The organism is Streptomyces sp. AM8-1-1 (assembly GCF_032229325.1).
GTDB lineage: Bacteria > Actinomycetota > Actinomycetes > Streptomycetales > Streptomycetaceae > Streptomyces > Streptomyces achmelvichensis.
Window position 1 is genome coordinate 5,466,439 of record NZ_CP135086.1, and the last position, 17,863, is coordinate 5,484,301.

Annotated in this window: 11 protein-coding genes; 8 read left to right on the top strand and 3 right to left on the bottom strand. The window is 71.4% G+C overall.

Annotated elements, in window-relative coordinates:
- Positions 1 to 35: 35 nt before the first annotated feature.
- The 7 genes from RPQ07_RS24545 to galE all read left to right on the top strand — a co-directional run bounded on the left by RPQ07_RS24545 (position 36) and on the right by galE (position 11,525).
- Positions 36 to 791: a TIGR03936 family radical SAM-associated protein gene (locus RPQ07_RS24545; protein WP_313946338.1), complete on the top strand. Its 756-nt coding sequence runs from the start codon at positions 36 to 38 to the stop codon at positions 789 to 791.
- A gap of 284 nt (positions 792 to 1,075) precedes the next feature.
- Positions 1,076 to 5,080 carry an Rne/Rng family ribonuclease gene (locus tag RPQ07_RS24550; RefSeq protein WP_313946339.1) on the top strand — a complete coding sequence of 1,335 codons (4,005 nt, stop codon included), beginning with the start codon at positions 1,076 to 1,078 and terminating at the stop codon, positions 5,078 to 5,080.
- A gap of 332 nt (positions 5,081 to 5,412) precedes the next feature.
- A complete protein-coding gene (locus RPQ07_RS24555) occupies positions 5,413 to 6,531 on the top strand; it encodes a DegT/DnrJ/EryC1/StrS family aminotransferase (protein WP_313946340.1) in 1,119 nt (372 codons plus the stop codon).
- Positions 6,528 to 7,544, top strand: coding sequence for a Gfo/Idh/MocA family protein (locus tag RPQ07_RS24560; protein ID WP_327684243.1), 1,017 nt, complete (start codon positions 6,528 to 6,530; stop codon positions 7,542 to 7,544). The genes RPQ07_RS24555 and RPQ07_RS24560 overlap by 4 nt, the downstream gene beginning before the upstream one ends.
- A gap of 11 nt (positions 7,545 to 7,555) precedes the next feature.
- Complete coding sequence (locus RPQ07_RS24565) at positions 7,556 to 9,184, top strand: glycosyltransferase family 2 protein (protein WP_313946341.1); 1,629 nt, start codon at positions 7,556 to 7,558, stop codon at positions 9,182 to 9,184.
- Positions 9,181 to 10,464: a nucleotide sugar dehydrogenase gene (locus RPQ07_RS24570; RefSeq protein WP_313946342.1), complete on the top strand. Its 1,284-nt coding sequence runs from the start codon at positions 9,181 to 9,183 to the stop codon at positions 10,462 to 10,464. The genes RPQ07_RS24565 and RPQ07_RS24570 overlap by 4 nt, the downstream gene beginning before the upstream one ends.
- An 80-nt stretch (positions 10,465 to 10,544) precedes the next feature.
- Positions 10,545 to 11,525, top strand: a complete 981-nt coding sequence (gene galE / locus RPQ07_RS24575) for a UDP-glucose 4-epimerase GalE (protein ID WP_313946343.1) — start codon at positions 10,545 to 10,547, stop codon at positions 11,523 to 11,525.
- An 81-nt stretch (positions 11,526 to 11,606) separates the two neighbouring features.
- Here galE and RPQ07_RS24580 read toward each other — a convergent pair whose 3' ends face one another.
- From RPQ07_RS24580 to wecB, 3 genes are all read right to left on the bottom strand, one after another.
- Entirely contained in the window at positions 11,607 to 13,754 is a 2,148-nt protein-coding gene (locus RPQ07_RS24580; protein WP_313946344.1) for a glycosyltransferase family 1 protein, read from the bottom strand.
- Entirely contained in the window at positions 13,751 to 15,103 is a 1,353-nt protein-coding gene (locus tag RPQ07_RS24585) for a glycosyltransferase (RefSeq protein WP_313949015.1), read from the bottom strand. The genes RPQ07_RS24580 and RPQ07_RS24585 overlap by 4 nt, the downstream gene beginning before the upstream one ends.
- Before the next feature lie 169 nt (positions 15,104 to 15,272).
- Complete coding sequence (gene wecB, locus RPQ07_RS24590; protein WP_313946345.1) at positions 15,273 to 16,376, bottom strand: non-hydrolyzing UDP-N-acetylglucosamine 2-epimerase; 1,104 nt, start codon at positions 16,374 to 16,376, stop codon at positions 15,273 to 15,275.
- A gap of 391 nt (positions 16,377 to 16,767) precedes the next feature.
- Between wecB and RPQ07_RS24595 the strand changes: the two genes are divergently transcribed.
- Positions 16,768 to 17,826: a hypothetical protein gene (locus RPQ07_RS24595; RefSeq protein WP_313946346.1), complete on the top strand. Its 1,059-nt coding sequence runs from the start codon at positions 16,768 to 16,770 to the stop codon at positions 17,824 to 17,826.
- The last annotated feature ends 37 nt before the right edge of the window (positions 17,827 to 17,863 follow it).

A 17,863-nucleotide genomic window follows, 5' to 3' on the forward strand; every position in this document is an offset into this window, starting at 1 on the left:
AGCGACAGCCCGAAGGCCCGCCGCCCGCACCTGCGGTGCAGCGCATTCGTCTGCGCTACACCAAGCGCGGCCGCCTCCGGTTCACCAGCCACCGTGACTTCCAGCGCGCTTTCGAGCGGGCGCTGCGGCGCGCCGAGGTGCCCATGGCGTACTCGGCGGGCTTCACCCCGCATCCGAAGGTGTCGTACGCCAATGCCGCACCCACCGGCACGGGCAGCGAGGCCGAGTATCTGGAGATCGCCCTCAGCGAGCACCGCGACCCCGACACACTGCGCGAACTGCTCGACGAGTCGCTGCCGACGGGTCTGGACATCACCGAGGCCGTCGAGGCCCGTACGTCCGGGCTCGCCGACCGGCTCACCGCGTCCGTGTGGGAGCTGCGGCTGGAGGGCGTGCGGGTGGAGGACGCGGAGAAGGCCGTCGAGGCCTTCCTGGCGGCCGGCACCGTCGAAGTCCAGCGCAAGACCAAGAACGGCGTACGCACGTTCGATGCGCGGGGTGCGGTGGCGGATCTGCAGGCGGGTCCGTCACAGCCTGATAGGCCCGGGGTCGAGCCCTGTGCGATACTGCGGCTGGTTGTTCGGCACGTGACACCTGCCGTGCGACCCGACGACGTCCTGTCCGGTCTCCACGCTGTGGCCGACCTGGCGCCGCCGGTCCCCGCAGCGGTGACCAGGCTGGCGCAGGGGCTCTTCGACGAGGAGTCCGGCACGGTGACCGACCCGCTCGCGCTCGACCGCGAGGCAGTTCCGGCCGCTTCACCCACGGCCGTCGGAACAGCCTCCCCCTAGCTTCGCCGGGGGGACACCCCGCGACGGCGCCCGAAGGTCCCGCCGCGTTGGAGCAGTCGTTGTAGCGCGGCTCTCGCATCCGGGAGCCACCTGGGTCGGGCCGCGCAAGGACCAGGAGACTTTCGCCAGGCCGTGCGTACATCGCGTACGGAACCGGCGAGCCAGACATAACAGCTCCCGTGCGGCGCCCGCGCCCCGGACGGCGGCACCGCGCACATCACGCGGGCCGCGGCCGGACCGGAATGAGGCGCGGCGCCCGGGAGCGTGACGGGAGAACCGCCCGCATGCTCGAGCCGACTGAATCCGGCGTTGCCGGAGACAACGAACAGAACGACAACACCCCTGGCGACAAGCTGCCGCCGCGCCGTCGGCGCCGCGCAGCTTCGCGCCCCGCCGGTCCGCCGGCCGGAACGGCCTCCGCGGAGAGCGCCGACGTGGCAGCTCCCGTGCAGGAGGCGGCCGAGGCCGTCGCTCCTGCGGCTGCCGAGGAGACGCCCGCGCCGCGTGCGCGTCGTCGTGCCACGCGTAAGGCGACGGCTCCTGCCGGTGCGCCCGAGGGCGCCGAGATCGCCGCTGCCGCCGAGGTGGCGGAGACGGTCGCCCCCGAGGTCACCGAGGAGACGCCGGCCGAGGCTCCGGCGCCGCGTGCGCGTCGTCGTGCCACGCGTAAGGCGACGGCTCCTGCCGGTGCGCCCGAGGCTGCCGAGATCGCCGCTGCCGCCGAGGTGGCGGAGACGGTCGCCCCCGAGGTGGCCGAGGAGACGCCGGCCGAGGCTCCCGCGCCGCGCAAGCGCCGCCGGGCCACGCGGCAGGTGAGTGCGCCGGAGGGCGCCGAGATCGCCGCCGCCGTGGAGGATGCGCCCGCCGTCGCCGCGCAGGTCGCCGAAGAAGCGCCTGCCGAGGCCCCCGCCGAGACCCCTGCCGAGGCTCCTGCCCCGCGCCGGACCCGCCGCCGCGCCTCCGCGCCCGCCGGTGCCCCCACGGCGCAGGCCGAGTCCGAGACCGAGGCCACCCCGGCCGAGGCCGCCGAGCCCGAGGCAGCGCCGGCCGGTCGCAGCCGCCGTCGCTCCGCCCGCAAGGCCACCGCGCCGGCCGCCGCCCCGCAGGTCGCGACCGACGAGGACGCCGTCGAGTCCGGCGAGAGCCTGCCCGAGGGCGCCGTCGCACAGATCACCTCCCGCGAGGACGAGGTCGCGGCAGCCGAGAAGGCCGCGACCCGTGGCCGTACGCGCCGCCGCGCCGTCTCGCCCGAGACCACCGCGCAGCCGGCCGCCGAGGAGGCGCCCGCGCCGCGCGAGGAGGCCGCGAAGAGCGAGGCCCCCGCGCGCACCCGCCGCGCCGCCCGGCCCGCCGTGGCCCTCTTCCAGGCCCCGGTCTTCGCCGAGCCCATGTTCCAGACCCCGGAGACGGCCGCCGCCGCTGCCGCTCTCGACCCGGACGAGGAGACCGACGCGTCGGCCGCGGCCGACGAGGACACGGCCACCGCCGAGCCGGTCGCCGAGGCCGCCCCGGAGCCCGCGGGCCGTCGTCGCCGTCGCCGTCGCGGTGAGGCCGCCGAGCAGCCCCAGGCCCCTGTCGCCGAGGAGCCCGAGCCCGCCGCCGAGACGGAGTCCGACCAGGACGCCGAGGCCGGCGACGGTGAGGACTCCGACGAGTACGGCGACCGTCCCTCGCGCCGTCGCCGCCGTGGTGGCCGCCGCCGTCGCCGCGGTGAGGCCCCGGACGCCGACGAGGCGTCGGACGAGCAGTCCGACGAGGCCGCCGCCGAGGACGCCGAGGCCGGTGACGGTGAGGACTCCGACGAGGAGGGCGACAACGACGCCCCCTCGGCCGGCAGCTCCAGCAGCCGTCGTCGCCGTCGCCGTCGTCGTCGCAGCGGTGAGCCGACGTCCGAGGACGAGTCCGGTCCGAACGACCCGGAGCGCACGGTCGTCAAGGTCCGCGAGCCGCGTCCGGCCCGTGCCAAGAGCGACGAGCCCTCCGACGAGGTGCAGTCCATCAAGGGCTCCACGCGTCTGGAGGCGAAGAAGCAGCGGCGCCGTGAGGGCCGCGAGCAGGGTCGCCGCCGCGTCCCGATCATCACCGAGGCCGAGTTCCTCGCCCGCCGCGAGGCCGTCGAGCGGGTCATGGTCGTCCGCCAGAGCGGCGAGCGCACCCAGATCGGCGTCCTCGAGGACAACGTGCTCGTCGAGCACTACGTCAACAAGGAGCAGGCGACCTCGTACGTCGGCAATGTCTACCTGGGCAAGGTGCAGAACGTACTGCCGTCCATGGAGGCCGCGTTCGTCGACATCGGCAAGGGCCGTAACGCCGTCCTGTACGCCGGTGAGGTCAACTTCGAGTCGCTGGGCATGGCCAACGGCCCCCGCCGTATCGAGGCCGCGCTCAAGTCCGGCCAGTCGGTGCTCGTCCAGGTGACGAAGGACCCGATCGGTCACAAGGGCGCGCGTCTGACGAGCCAGGTGTCCCTGCCCGGCCGTTACCTGGTCTACGTGCCCGAGGGCTCGATGACCGGTATCAGCCGCAAGCTGCCCGACACCGAGCGGGCCCGGCTGAAGACCATCCTCAAGAAGATCGTTCCCGAGGACGCGGGCGTCATCGTGCGCACCGCGGCCGAGGGCGCGAGCGAGGACGAGCTGCGCCGTGACGTCGAGCGGCTCCAGGCGCAGTGGGAGGACATCCAGAAGAAGTCGAAGAGCGGCGGCAGTTCGAACGCGCCGTCGCTGCTGTACGGCGAGCCGGACATGACCGTCCGTGTCGTCCGCGACATCTTCAACGAGGACTTCTCGAAGGTCATCGTCAGCGGTGACGAGGCGTGGGAGACGATCCACGGCTACGTCCAGCACGTGGCCCCCGACCTGGCCGACCGCCTTCAGCGGTGGACGAGCGAGGTCGACGTCTTCGCGACGTACCGGATCGACGAGCAGCTCATGAAGGCGCTGGACCGCAAGGTCTGGCTGCCGTCCGGTGGTTCGCTGGTGATCGACAAGACCGAGGCCATGGTCGTGATCGACGTCAACACCGGCAAGTTCACCGGTCAGGGCGGCAATCTCGAGGAGACCGTCACCAGGAACAACCTGGAGGCGGCCGAGGAGATCGTGCGTCAGCTGCGGCTGCGCGACCTGGGCGGCATCGTCGTCGTCGACTTCATCGACATGGTGCTCGAGTCCAACCGTGACCTGGTCATGCGCAGGCTGCTGGAGTGCCTGGGCCGTGACCGCACGAAGCACCAGGTCGCCGAGGTCACCTCGCTGGGCCTGGTCCAGATGACGCGTAAGCGGGTGGGCCAGGGTCTGCTGGAGTCCTTCTCCGAGACCTGTGTCCACTGCAACGGGCGCGGTGTGATCGTGCACATGGAGCAGCCGACGGCCGCCGGTGGCGGTGGCGGCAAGCGCTCCAAGAAGCGCGGCCGCGGCGGCTCGGAGCACGTCCACGAGCACGAGCTCGACGCCACGGCCGAGGCACCCGCCGAGACCGAGACCGAGAGCGAGGCGGAGGTCGCCGCGGAGACCGCTGCCCCGGCCGCGCTGCCGGAGCCGGATTTCCAGCCCGACGAGGACCTCTACAGCAGCGCTGCCGAGGCCGAGGCGGCCGCTTCGCGCGGCCGTGGCCGCAGGCGGGCGACCCGCCGGGCCTCGGCGCCGAGCGGTGCCCCGAGGTCGGCCGAGGCGCAGAGCGCGGCGGCCGAGACCGTCGTCGAGCCGGCGCCGGAGCCGAAGGCGGAGCCCCAGGCCGAGCCGGAGCCGGTCGCCGCCGCGGCCCCCGTCGACGAGGCGGCCCCCGCGGGCCGTGGTCGCCGCCGGGCCACCCGTAAGGCGTCCGCGCCCGCCGGTCCTCCGCCCACCACCGACCCCACCGTCGTGGAGACGCTGGTGAAGGCGCCCGCCGAGCCGGCTCAGGAGCCGGTTGCCGAGCCCGAGGCCCCCGCGGCCGAAGAGGCCGCGCCGGTGGCTCCGCCGCGGGCACGCCGCCGGGCGACCCGCAAGGTCAGCGCCCCGGCCGGTTCGCCGTCCGGTGCGGAGGAGGCCGCGGTCGTCGTGGTCGCCGCCGAGAACGGCGCGGAGCCGCAGGCGCCGGCGGACGACGCGGAGTCGTCGGCTCCTGCCAAGAAGGCGGTCCGCAAGACGGCCAAGAAGGCCACCGCGAAGAAGGCCGCCACCACGGCCACCAAGAAGGCGGCGGCCAAGAAGACGACGGCGAAGAAGACGACCACCAAGAAGGCCGGTGCGAAGAAGACCGCCGCGGCCGAGCAGTCGCTGCCGTCGGTGACGGCGACCACCGAGAGCTGAACAGTTGATGAGCCCTCAGTGAACGAGCCGTGTCCCATCCCACAGGCTCAGGGGTGGGACACGGTTTTTGTCTCCGAATTGATGCAGTGCTCCGTTAACAGCCCCGAAATTGACTAGGAAATCCCTGATAATGTGACGGCGGTCGCTGCCGGGTGAGACTCCCGTTCCGGACACTACGGTAGGTGACCGACCCGGTTCGGGACACGACCGGTCCCAGTTCCTCGGTAGGGCGTTGGCTTTGCGCCGGAGGGGTGTGCGCGGCCTCGCAAGACGTCCGCACCGCCCCAGACCTCTGCCACAAAGAGCTCTTGCGGTGTTCAAGGAGGACGTCCATGACGAGCAGCAACCAGCAGCCCATTCCCGCTGCCCGCCCGGTCATCGGTGAGGAAGAAATCGAGGCCGCGGTACGCGTACTGCGCAGCGGTCGCGTGGTGCAGGGCCCCGAAGTGGCCGCATTCGAGGAGAGCTTCGGCGACCTGGTCGACGGCCGTCATTGCGTCGCCGTCAACTCCGGTACCTCCGCGTTGCACCTCCTTCTGCTGGCTCTGGGTATCGGTCCGGGCGACGAGGTGATCGTTCCCTCGTTCTCCTTCGCCGCCTCGGCGAACGCGGTCCGCCTCGTCGGCGCAGACGTCGTCTTCGCCGACATCGAGGCCGACAGCTACTGCCTGGACCCGGCCGCGGTCGAGGCCGCCATCACCCCGCGCACGGCCGCGATCATGCCGGTGCACCTGTACGGCCACCCGGCCGCGATGGACAAGATCATGCCCATCGCCGCCAAGCACAAGCTGGCCGTCGTCGAGGACGCCTGCCAGGCACACGCGGCCGCGCTGAACGGCACCCCCGTCGGCGCGTTCGGCTCCGGTGGAACGTTCAGCTTCTACCCGACCAAGAACATGCACTCCCTCGAGGGCGGCATGATCTCCACGGCCGACGCCGAGGTCGCCCGCACCCTGCGCCTGCTGCGCAACCAGGGCATGGAGCAGCGGTACGCCAACGAGATCGTCGGCGCCAACATGCGCATGACCGATGTCGCCGCCGCCGTCGGCCGCGTCCAGCTGGCGAAGCTGAACGGCTGGACCGAGCAGCGCATCGCCAACGCCGCGTACCTCACCGAGAACATCACCGCGCCGGCCGTGACCACGCCGACCGTCGCCGAGGGTGCGCGTCACATCTACCACCAGTACACGATCCGCGTCAGCGGGGACCGCGACGCCGCGATGGCCAAGCTGACCGAGGCGGGTGTCGGCAACGCCGTCTACTACCCGACCCCGATCCACCGGCTGAAGCCGTACTGGGAGCCGGACCAGAAGGCCGGCCGCAACTGGGACCTGCCCGAGACCGAGCGTGCGGCCGCCGAGGTCGTCTCGCTGCCGGTGCACCCTTCGCTGACCGCGGAGGACCTCGAGCGCATCGCCGCCGCCGTGAACGAGCTGGGAGAAAACCTGTGACCACCGCTCCGGGACTGCGGGCCGGCCTCATCGGCCTCGGCTCGATGGGCCGCCACCACGCCCGTGTGCTGGCCGGACTCGACGGCGTCCAGTTCGTCGGCGTCGTCGACCCGATGGGCGACAAGAACGGCTGGGCGCAGGGCGCCCCCGTGCTGTCGACCGTCGAGGAGCTCATCGCGCTCGGCATCGACTACGCCGTGGTGGCCTGCCCGACCGCCCTGCACGAGGAAGTCGGCCTGAAGCTGGCCGAGGCCGGTATCGGCGCCCTGATCGAGAAGCCCGTCGCGGACACCGTGGACGGCGCCCGCCGGCTCGTCGAGGCCTTCGAGTCCCGCGGTCTGGTGGCCGGCGTCGGTCACATCGAGCGCTGCAACCCCGCGCTGCGTTCGCTGCGCCAGCGGCTGGAGGCCGGTGAGCTCGGCGACGTCTACCAGGTCGTCACCCGCCGCCAGGGCCCCTTCCCGCACCGCATCGCCGATGTCGGCGTGGTCAAGGACCTCGCCACCCACGACATCGACCTCACCGGCTGGGTCACCGGCCAGACCTACACCTCGATCTCGGCGCGCACGGTCTCCAAGTCGGGCCGGCCCCACGAGGACATGGTGTCGGCCGTCGGCCAGCTGTCCGACGGCACGATGGTCAACCACCTGGTGAACTGGCTGAGCCCGCTCAAGGAGCGCTTCACCTCGGTCACCGGCGAGAAGGGCTGCTTCGTCGCGGACACCCTCACCGCCGACCTCACCTTCTACGCGAACGCCTCCCAGGCCACCGAGTGGGAAGCGGTCCAGGCGTTCCGCGGTGTCGCGGAGGGCGACATGATCCGTTACGCGATCGCCAAGCGTGAGCCGCTGCTGGTGGAGCACGAGCTCTTCCGGGACGCGGTGCTCGGCAAGTCCGACGACATTTGCACACTGCGGCAGGGTCTTCGTACCGTCGAGGTCGCGGCAGCCGTGCTGGAGTCCGCCGCCGGTGGAGTCACCGTCGATCTCTCCGCGTACACCGCGGCCCAGTAGGGCGAGGAGCCTTGACCAGTCCTGATGTCACCGTCGTTGTGGCCGTGTACAACACGATGCCGTATCTGACGGAATGCCTTAACTCTCTTGTCGGGCAGAGCATTGGCCTGGACAGGCTGGAGATCGTGGCCGTCGACGACGGCTCGACGGACGACAGCGGAGCGGAGCTCGACCGGTTCGCGAAGAAGTACCCGAAGACCGTCAAGGTGATTCACCAGGCGAACTCCGGTGGCCCCGCAGCGCCCAGCAACAGGGCGCTGGAGGTGGCCACCGGGCGTTTCGTCTACTTCATCGGCTCCGACGACTACCTCGGCAAAGAGGCTCTCGCGCGGATGGTGAAGTGCGCCGACAAGCACGACTCCGACGTCGTGGTCGGCAAGATGGTCGGCACCAACGGCCGCTATGTCCACCAGGCGCTCTACAAGAAGAGCAACCCGGACGTCAGCCTGTACGACTCGGCGCTGCCGTTCACCCTGGCGAACACCAAGCTGTTCCGCCGCGATCTGGTGGAGCGGCACAAGCTGCGGTTCCCGGAGGACCTGCCGGTCGGCAGCGACCAGCCGTTCACCATCGAGGCGTGCGTCAGGGCCCGGAAGATCTCGGTCCTCGCGGACTACACGTACTACTACGCGGTGAAGCGCGGGGACTCGAGCAACATCACCTACCGCGCCAACCATCTCTCGCGGCTGCGGTGCACCGCGCGGATCCTGGAGCACGCGGCCGGGCTGATCGAGGCCGGACCGCAGCGTGACACCGTCTTCCAGCGTCACTTCACCTGGGAGCTGGCCAAGCTCGTCCAGGGCGACTTCCCCTCGCTCGACGAGCAGACCAGGCGTGAGGTCTGCGCCGGGATCGCCGAGCTTGCCGACGACTACCTCACCGAGCGGCTGGCCGACTCGCTGCCCGTGACGCGACGGGTGCGGCTCACGCTGGCCCAGCGCGGCATGGTCGACGAGCTCGCCGCCGCGATCGAGGCCGAGGAGAACGGCGCGCCGATCCCCTTCCACCTGGAGGGCGACCGCGCCTTCGCCGCGTACACCGGCTTCCGGGACCCCGCCGTGGGCATCCCGGACCGGATCTACGAGGTGCTCGGTGAGTCGGTGCCGGCCATGCTGGCGGCCGGTACGGAACTGGTCTCGGCCGAGTGGGAGCAGAGCGGCGACGATCTGTTCCTGTCCGTCGCGGTGCGTACCGCGCTGAGGGGCGACACCGAGTCGGCCGTGGTGCGCCTCGTCCAGGGCGCCATGCCCAAGAGCGCCGACAAGGCGGGCGGGCGCAGGCTGCCCGCCGGGCAGGAACTCCCGCCCCCTGTCGGGGAGTTCTCCCAGGAAGTGTCCGCCGACGGCGCGGGCACGGTGCTGCGGGCCCGTATCCCCGTAGCGGCCCGTACGGCCACGCTCGGTGTGCGCGTCCATGTGGACATCGCGGGCTGGACGTACGAGATCCCCGTGCGCGCCCAGGACAAGCCGATGCCGCTGGCCCGGCGCTGGCGCAGCGGCACCCCCTACCGAGTGGCCGCGCGTGTGAACGCCAAGGGCCGGATGGTGGTCGTGACCGGCCTCCTGTTCCCGCCCTCCGACAAATGGTGGTCGCGTGTGCGGCCCCTGCTGGTCCGTGTGAAGAGGAAAGTATCCCGATGAATATCTGTGTAGTTGCGCTCGGCAAGATCGGGCTTCCGCTCGCCGTGCAGTTCGCGGCCAAGGGCCACAAGGTCATCGGCGCCGACGTCAACGAGAAGGTCGTCGAGCTGGTCAACGCCGGCACCGAGCCGTTCCCCGGTGAGCACGACCTCGGCCGGCTGCTCAAGGAGACCGTCAACGCCGGCCTGCTCAGCGCCACCACCGACACCGCCGCGGCCGTCGCCCAGTCCGAGGCCGTCGTGGTCGTCGTCCCGCTGTTCGTGGACGCCGAGGGCACCCCGGACTTCGGCTGGATGGACTCCGCCACCAAGGCCATCGCCAAGGGGCTGAAGCCCGGCACCCTCGTCTCCTACGAGACCACGCTGCCGGTCGGTACCACGCGCACCCGCTGGGCGCCGATGCTCCAGGAGGGCTCCGGCCTGACCGCCGGCGAGGACTTCCACCTGGTCTTCTCGCCGGAGCGCGTCCTCACCGGCCGCGTCTTCGCCGACCTGCGCCGCTACCCCAAGCTGGTCGGCGGCATCGACGAGGCCTCCACGAAGCACGGCGTGGAGTTCTACGAGAAGGTCCTCGACTTCGACGAGCGCGCCGACCTGGCGCAGCCGAACGGCGTGTGGGACCTGGGCACCGCCGAGGCCTCCGAGCTCGCCAAGCTCGCCGAGACCACCTACCGCGACGTCAACATCGGCCTGGCGAACCAGTTCGCCCGCTTCGCCGACAAGAACGACATCGACGTCAAGAAGGTCATCGAGGCCTGCAACTCGCAGCCGTACAGCCACATCCACCAGCCCGGCATCGCCGTCGGCGGTCACTGCATCCCGATCTACCCGCGGATGTACCTGTGGAACGACCCGGAGGCGACCGTCGTGCGCTCGGCGCGCGAGGCCAACGCCGCCATGCCGGAGTACGCCGTCGACCTGCTGGCCGCCGCCTACGGCGACCTGAAGGATGTCAACGTCCTGGTGCTCGGTGCCGCGTACCGCGGTGGCGTCAAGGAGACCGCCTTCTCCGGCGTCTTCCCGACCGTCGAGGCACTCAAGGCCCGTGGCGCCGTCCCGTTCGTGTCGGACCCGATGTACACGGCCGACGAGCTGACCGCGCACGGCCTCACGCCGCACGCGGGTGAGCCGGTCACCGCCGCGATCCTCCAGGCCGACCACGCGGAGTACCGCGAGCTCGCCGCCTCCGACCTGCCGGAGGTCCGCGTCCTGGTCGACGGCCGTCGCACCACCGACCCGGCCCGCTGGGAAGGCGTACGCCGGGTCGTCATCGGCGGCTGACGTCCCCTGCACACGCACAGAACAGTGGCCCTGTCCCGCGGACTCCGCGGGGCGGGGCCGTCCTGCGAGAGGCATTTGGCATGACGTGGTTGATCACCGGCGGCGCCGGTTACATCGGATCGCACGTGGTGAAGGCGATGACCGACGGCGGCGAGAGCGTCGTCGTCCTCGACGACCTCAGCACCGGCAGTAAGGACCGGGTCCCCGGCACGGTCCCGCTGGAGATCGGCACGGTCCTGGACCGTGAGCTGGTCGACCGTGTCCTGCGCGAGCACGCCGTCACCGGGATCGTGCACCTCGCGGGCAAGAAGCAGGTCGGCGAGTCGGTCGAGAAGCCGCTGCACTACTACTACGAGAACGTCGAGGGCCTGCGCAGCGTGCTGGAGGCGGCCGCCGACGCCGGTGTGCGGCGCTTCCTCTTCTCCTCCTCGGCGTCCGTGTACGGCATGCCCGACGTCGACCTGGTCACCGAGCAGACCCCGTGCCTGCCGATGAGCCCGTACGGGGAGACCAAGCTGGCGGGGGAGTGGCTGGTACGCGCCGTGGGCACGGCGCACGGCATGGCCACGGCCTCGCTGCGCTACTTCAACGTCGCGGGCGCGGCCTCGCCCGAGCTCGGCGACGACGGCGTCTTCAACCTGGTGCCGATGGTCTTCGAGCGGCTCACGGCCGGCGAGGCCCCGCGGGTCTTCGGTGACGACTACCCGACGCCCGACGGCACCTGCATCCGCGACTACATCCACGTCGAGGACATCGCCTCCGCCCATGTCGCGGCCGCCCGCCGGCTCGCCGAGGACGCGTCGGCCTCGCTCGTCCTCAACATCGGCCGCGGCGAGGGTGTTTCGGTGGCCGAGATGGTCGGCACCATCCAGGACGTCACCGGCCGGCGGGAGCCTGCGCCGGCCGTCGTCGAGCGCCGTCCGGGCGACCCGGCACGTGTCGTGGCGTCCGCCGACCTGATCCGCGCGGAACTGGGCTGGGAGGCCCGTCACGACATCCGCACGATGGTCGCCTCGGCCTGGGAGGGCTGGTGCCTGCGCCACCCCGAGGCCCGCGTCTGAGCCTTGTGCGTCCCGGCCCGCCCGGGACACGAGTGAGGGCCCCCGGGATGTCCCGGGGGCCCTCACTCGTATGCGGTGGTGTCAGTGAGCGGACCGCTCGCCGAGGAACAGCTCGTCGAACGTCCGGCTGACCACCGGCCAGTCCCAGACCGACAGCGCGTGCTCGGAGGCGAGCTTGCCGGCGTTGCGCCAGCTCTCCTCCGTCGCCGTGGCCTCCAGGATGCGCCGGGCGGCCTCCTCCGGAGAGGCGACGACCCAGTTCTCCGGGTACAGCGTGCGGGCGCTGTGCTCGCGTCCGGCGTAGAACGGCCAGTCACGGACCACGGGGACCGCGGCGCTCGCCGCGCCCTCCATCAGACCGACGTGGCAGCCCTCACGCACCGAGGAGCTGAGGATCGTGCCGATCTCGGTGAGCTTGCCGGGCACGTCGTCGGTCGGACCGAGGCGTACGACGGCACCGGACTCCTCCAGCGGAGCCAGCACCCTCTCGAACTCGGCCAGATAGTCCTTCGTGGCACGGCTGGTCTTGCGGTCCATGTCGCCGCCGACCAGCAGCAGCCGGTAGCGCTCGTCCTGCTTGCGCACCCGCTCCAGGACGTCGACCGCCCACAGCGGGTCCTTCGCCACCTGCGAGATGCCGATCAGACCCAGATTGAAGCGGGCGTCGGCCGGCTTCTCGCGGTTGAAGCCGCTCAGGTCCATGGCGTTGTGCAGCATGTGCGTGCGGGGAGCGGCCTCGCCGCGCAGCTGCGGCACCAGCGAGGTGGTCAGGTCCTGCACATGGTCCGCCACGTACACGAGGTCGTCGATGCGGGAGAAGTCCACCAGGTGCGGCCACCGGGTGAACGCCTCGTAGCTGTGCAGCCGCACCACGATCCGGGTGTCGCCCGGGTCGATGGTCGTGAGCATCACGGCAGGCGCCACGCACCAGTCGAGGAACACGGTGTCGGCCCAGTCCAGATGGGGCCGCATGAGCTGCTCGACCTGCTCCGCGTAGAGGGCGTCGCCCCCGAGACGGTTCTCTATCATCCGCCGGCCGGCCCAGGAGATCCGCTTCATGGCGGGGGTCGCCGCGAGGTCCAGGTAACGGACCTCGACACCCGGGTGGTCCTCGTAGTGGGAGAGGACCAGCTTCAGGAAGTTGTCGTTGGCGCTGGTGGTGACGAGCAGCCGCAGCGGACGGTCCGACGGCGGCGTGGCCGCCGGGGTCTTCCGGCCGCGGGGCTCCCCGATCTTCCTCATCACCGCGGAGGCGTGCACCGGCGCGGAGAAGGCCGTGGGGTCGGCCGCGAGGGGGGAGCTGAGCTGGTCGATGTGGACGACGCGGTGGAAGCCGAGCACCAGGGCCCGGTCCAGCGCGCTGGCCGCCGCGGCCGGGTCACCGGCCTTGTACAGGCCGTCGGCCTGCGTCAGCAGCTCCTGGACCGTGCTGTCGAGGGCACGCGGTGCGATGCCCTTGTTGAGCTCGGTCCTGACCGCCTCGTCCAGCAGCGCGGTCCGGATCTCGCGGTTCTCGATGCGGCGGGCGGCGGTGGTCAGCGCGAGCGTCGCGCCACCCGGCCGGCCGGCCCAGCGCATGCCCTCGGCGACCTGCCGGGACAGTGCGGCCCGGAAGCCCGCGGGCACACCGGGCGCGCCGAGCGCCGAACGCCACAGCCGCGCTCCGACGGCACTGCGCATCACGGGGCGCGCGGTGGCCGTACGCATCACGGTGTGGGGCAGCGCCTTGGCCTGACGGCGTACGTCGGCGGCGATCAGGGTGCGCGGAGGGATTATCACGTTCCGGCGCCGGGTGACGGGCTGCGGCGTGGACGCCTCGCCCTCCATGGCGCGCAGGGCCGGGGCGATACCGAACGAGGCACCGGCGTCCGCGTTGTACTGCGACAGACGCCACACCGTGTAGACGGCGTTCGCGTCGAGCGCGACGAGGTGCTTGGCGGCCAGTCCGTGCCGGCGCAGCCAGGCGTTCCTGCGGATCTGGACCCACAGCCGCCGGCCGTGCGGCACCCGCTTGAGCTTGCGGCGGGTGCCGATGCTCAGATGCCCTATGCCGTAGGGGAGTTGCTGGAACCCGTCGAGCTCCAGCTTGTCCAGGTCCTCCAGGCAGGCCCGCGCGTCGAAGAGGCAGGCGAGGTGAACTCGCGCGCCCTGGGCGCGGAACTTCTTCACCGCGTCGGCGAGTACGCCGAACTGCGGCTGGGACGCGGCGACGAAAAGCACATCGGTCACGAGGTGGGCCCTCCGGCGACGATCGACTTCGATGAGAGGCTGTCCACGTCCGTGGTGGAGGTCTTGTCCCCCGGGGCCGCTGCGGACCCGTGGTTCCCGTCGTGTTCGTTGGTGAGTCGCCCCACCAGGTTCTTCACGGCCACGGACATCAGAGCCTCGCGGGTGAACTGGTCGGCGTGCGCCATGGCTTCGGCGTGCACCTCGTCGCTCGTCTCGACGGCCATGTGCGCGGCCTTGACGAACGATTCGGCGAGACCCTCCTCGTCGATGCCGACGGCACCGGTCCACAGGGGGTGCCCCTGAAGGACGTTGGAGGCGTCGTGCTCGACGACGTGCGCGGAGACGATCGGCAGTCCGGTGGCCATGTACTCGTACACCTTGCCGGAGGTCACGAAGCGACCGCCGATCAGGATGAGCACCATCGCGTCCCAGCGGGCGTAGATGGAGGAGACCTCGGCCTTGGCGGCCGGGCCGCCGAAGGAGACGCCGTCCACCTCGGCCTGCTTGAGCATCTCGGAGTGCTTGTTCGCCTCGCGGCCCGCACCGTTGCCGATGTGGCCGCGGACCTCGAAGCGCGCGTTGGCGAGCAGCGGCTCGCGTTCGCGCGCCGCGCGCCAGGCGTTGAGCACCGTCTCCAGATGCGCGGGCGTGAAGTTGACCGTGCCGAGGTAGCCGAAGACCAGGCCGGCCTCGGGGTCCGCGCGGTGGGCGCGGCCGGGCGAGCTGTCGGCGTCGTAGCCGTTGCGCACGACCTCGACACGGGACGCGAACTCGGGATAGCGGGCCCGGTAGTGGTCGGCGATCGGGTCGTTGACGACCCACAGGCTGACCGCGTGGTCGAGGACCTTCTGCTCCCAGCGGCCCATCTCCGAGTCCTTGGTGAAGGCCTCGATGCCGGTGATCACGTCGATCGACCAGCCGTCGCGGAAGTCGACCGCGTACGGGACCTTCGCCTCTTCCCACAGCTTCCAGGCCGCGGCGAGGTTGACGTACGGAACGCAGCTGGCCACCAGCAGATCCGCCGGGTGCTCCCGGTGGATGTCGAGGACGGCCTGCTCCAGCGCTCCGCGCCACTCGCCGAAGTTCGGCTCCGGGAACGGCTTCTGCTGCCGCTTGCGCAGCTGCGTGACCCACTTGTTGGGGTTGAGCGCGCGCTCCTCGTCGAAGAGGCGGATGTCCGTTTCCAGGTCCTCGCGGGAGAGCGGCAGCTCCACGATGTTCACGCGCGGGTCGACCTGCTCCAGAAGGGTGAGGTCGACGCCGGAGTCCCGCTCCCAGGACTCCTGGGCGATGTTGACGACGGTGACGTCCCAGCCTGCCCTGCAGAACTGGTTCGCCGTCTCGCGCATGCGGTAGGCACTGCTCTTCGCAGCCGGCGGAAAGCCGATGGCGAGGTAGATGACATGAGGCCGCGAGCCGTCGGAGGGCAGCCCGGACCTGGGAGACGCTGACATAAGCGGTGACGCTAGCACGGTGACGTAGACGGACTCGGGCCTGCTCCGAGGCCCTCCAGGTCCGTCACGCGTGCCGGCTTCCCCCCTTCCACTCTTCCATGATCCGGACAACGTTCTGCGCGGCCCGTCCGTCACCGTACGGAGTGCCGGGGTCACCCGTGGGTACGGCGCGGGTGACGGTGGCGGCCCATTCGTCGGCGGACAGCTCGTGCGGGTCGGGTACCAAGACGTTCCAACCGGTGTCGACGGTTTCCACCCATTCCGTCTCCGGACGGATCGTGGTGGTGATGCGCTCCAGCAGGAACGCTTCCTTCTGCAGGCCGCCCGAGTCGGTGACCACGCCGGAGGAGGCCAGCACCGCGGCGATCAGCCCGGCGTAGGGGAGCGGACGGCCGACGTGGACCGAGCCCTGGTCGAGCTTGATGCCGTGCTCGGCGGCGCGGGCGACCAGACGCGGGTGCGCGAGCAGCGCGACCGGGACCGGCAGCGCGGCCAGCGCGCCGATGATCGCGGCGAGGCGCTCGGGGTCGTCGGTGTTGTCCGGCCGGTGCAGCGTCGCCAGCAGGAAGGGCTGCGAGGGGTCGATGCCCTCGGGCAGCTGCGGCGCGGCGTGCTCGCCGGCCAGCACCGTGTCACGGATGCGCAGGCAGATGTCGACCATGACGTCGCCCGCCAGCACGGCGCGGTCCTTCAGGCCCTCGTCGGCGAGGTGGCGCATGGCCTCCTCGGTCGGGGCCAGCAGGACGTCGGCGCAGTGGTCGGTCAGGACGCGGTTGTGCTCCTCCGGCATGCGCCGGTTGAAGGAGCGCAGACCGGCTTCCAGGTGCGCGACCGGAAGGTGCATCTTCACGGCGGAGAGCGCACCGGCGATGGTGGAGTTGGTGTCGCCGTAGACGAGGACCCAGTCCGGCTGCTCACGCTCGAGGACGGGGTCGAGGGCGGTGAGCACCGAACCCGTCTGGACGCCGTGGCTGCCGGACCCGACACCGAGGTGGACGTCGGGGTCGGGGATGCCGAGGCCCTCGAAGAAGACGTCGGAGAGGTCGGCGTCGTAGTGCTGCCCGGTGTGCACGATGACGTGCTCGTGCTCGGTTCCCGCGAACGCGGCCGCGATGGGCGCGAGCTTCACCAGTTGGGGACGGGCACCGACGATGCTGATGACTTTCACTGAACACTCTTCTTCTGGGTCAGGTCATTGGCGGGGGGTGTCACAGGCGCAATGGTAGGCAACCCCCGAGGTGGACCGGCCCGCGGCCGGGCGGCGCACCCTGTGCGATGGCTCTCCCGCCCGTGGTCAGGCGGCGATACCCCGGCAGCGAGCGCCTGGATAACGATTGGGTGAACGAGGCCTGCACAGGGGGTCGATGGGGGCGTATCCGGCCACCCCACAGGGGTACCGGTGCCGGATCCGGCCACGTCCCGCTGTCGTACTATCGTCGCGCTAGTTTCGCGGGCGGTCACGGGAAAGTCGACGGTGTGCCATGGCGGTCAGGTCCGGACGGAAATCTGTGCGTCGGTCGGAGGAAGCACCACGCCCCAAACCGGCCCGCATCCCCACGGTGGACACCTCTCTCGCTCCCACCACGGGCTGGCTCGTACGGGGCAAGGACGGCCGGCTCACGGCGTACGCCCCCACCACCGACGGTGTGCTGCGGTGGACCGAGACGGCTCCCGGCGGACCGGAGTGGTCCGGTCCCGACGTGATTCCCGCCACGGGTGTGCTGCCCTACCTCTCCGTCGCCCAGGGCGCGGACGGCTATGTCCATCTGGTCGGTCTGCGGCGCAGGCCGCTCCCGGACGGCCGGACCGGCACCGACGTGGTCTACGCCCTGCAGTACCAGTCGGGTCTCGCGGTGCGCGAGTGGGCGCCGCTCGGCACGCCGTACGGCAGTGACGCCGACCTGGCCGCGCGGATCGGACTTCCGTCCGCGGTCGTCGACGCCGACGGTTCGCTGCATGTCTTCGTGCGCAATGTGGGCGGCGGTGTCTGCGGACGCAGCCAGGTGCCGTCCGGCAAGTGGAACAAGTGGGCCGACTACAAGGGCAGTGAGGGCCTCGGAGCGGTCTCCGTCTCCATCACCCCCGAAGGGCTGATGGAGTTCGCCCTGCCGACGGCCGAGCGCGTCATGCGCTGGAAGCAGGAGACCAAGGGCGTCAAGTTCGAGCGCGCCGACGACATCGTGTCCGGCGCCGAGCCCGACTCCCTGACGGCCGAGCGCACCGGCGGCGACCGGCTCACCCACTTCTGGCACACGAGCGAGGACCGCACGGTGCGCGCCTGGCGCCCGTCGATGGCGGAGCCCGCCACCGTCGGCACCGGCACGGGCACCGGGCCGATCGCGCTGCTGCGCACCCCGGTCGACGGCCACGACTGCACGATCCTGGCCCACCGCGACGCGGCCACCGGCCGTCCGGCGCTCGCCGCGTACCCCACGGAGGACGAGGGCAGCGGCGTCACCTGGACGCTCACGGGCGAGCCGTGCGTCGGCGCGCCCGCGCTGGCGATCGACGCCAGGGGGCGCGTGGTGATGGCGGCGTTCGGTACCGACGGGACGCTGCGGGTCACCCGGCAGAAGGACGAGTCGGGCCTGGCGCTCGCGGCCTGGTCCCGCGCCTAGGTCTTTCCGGTTCCACAACGACAGCGGGCCCGCGCTT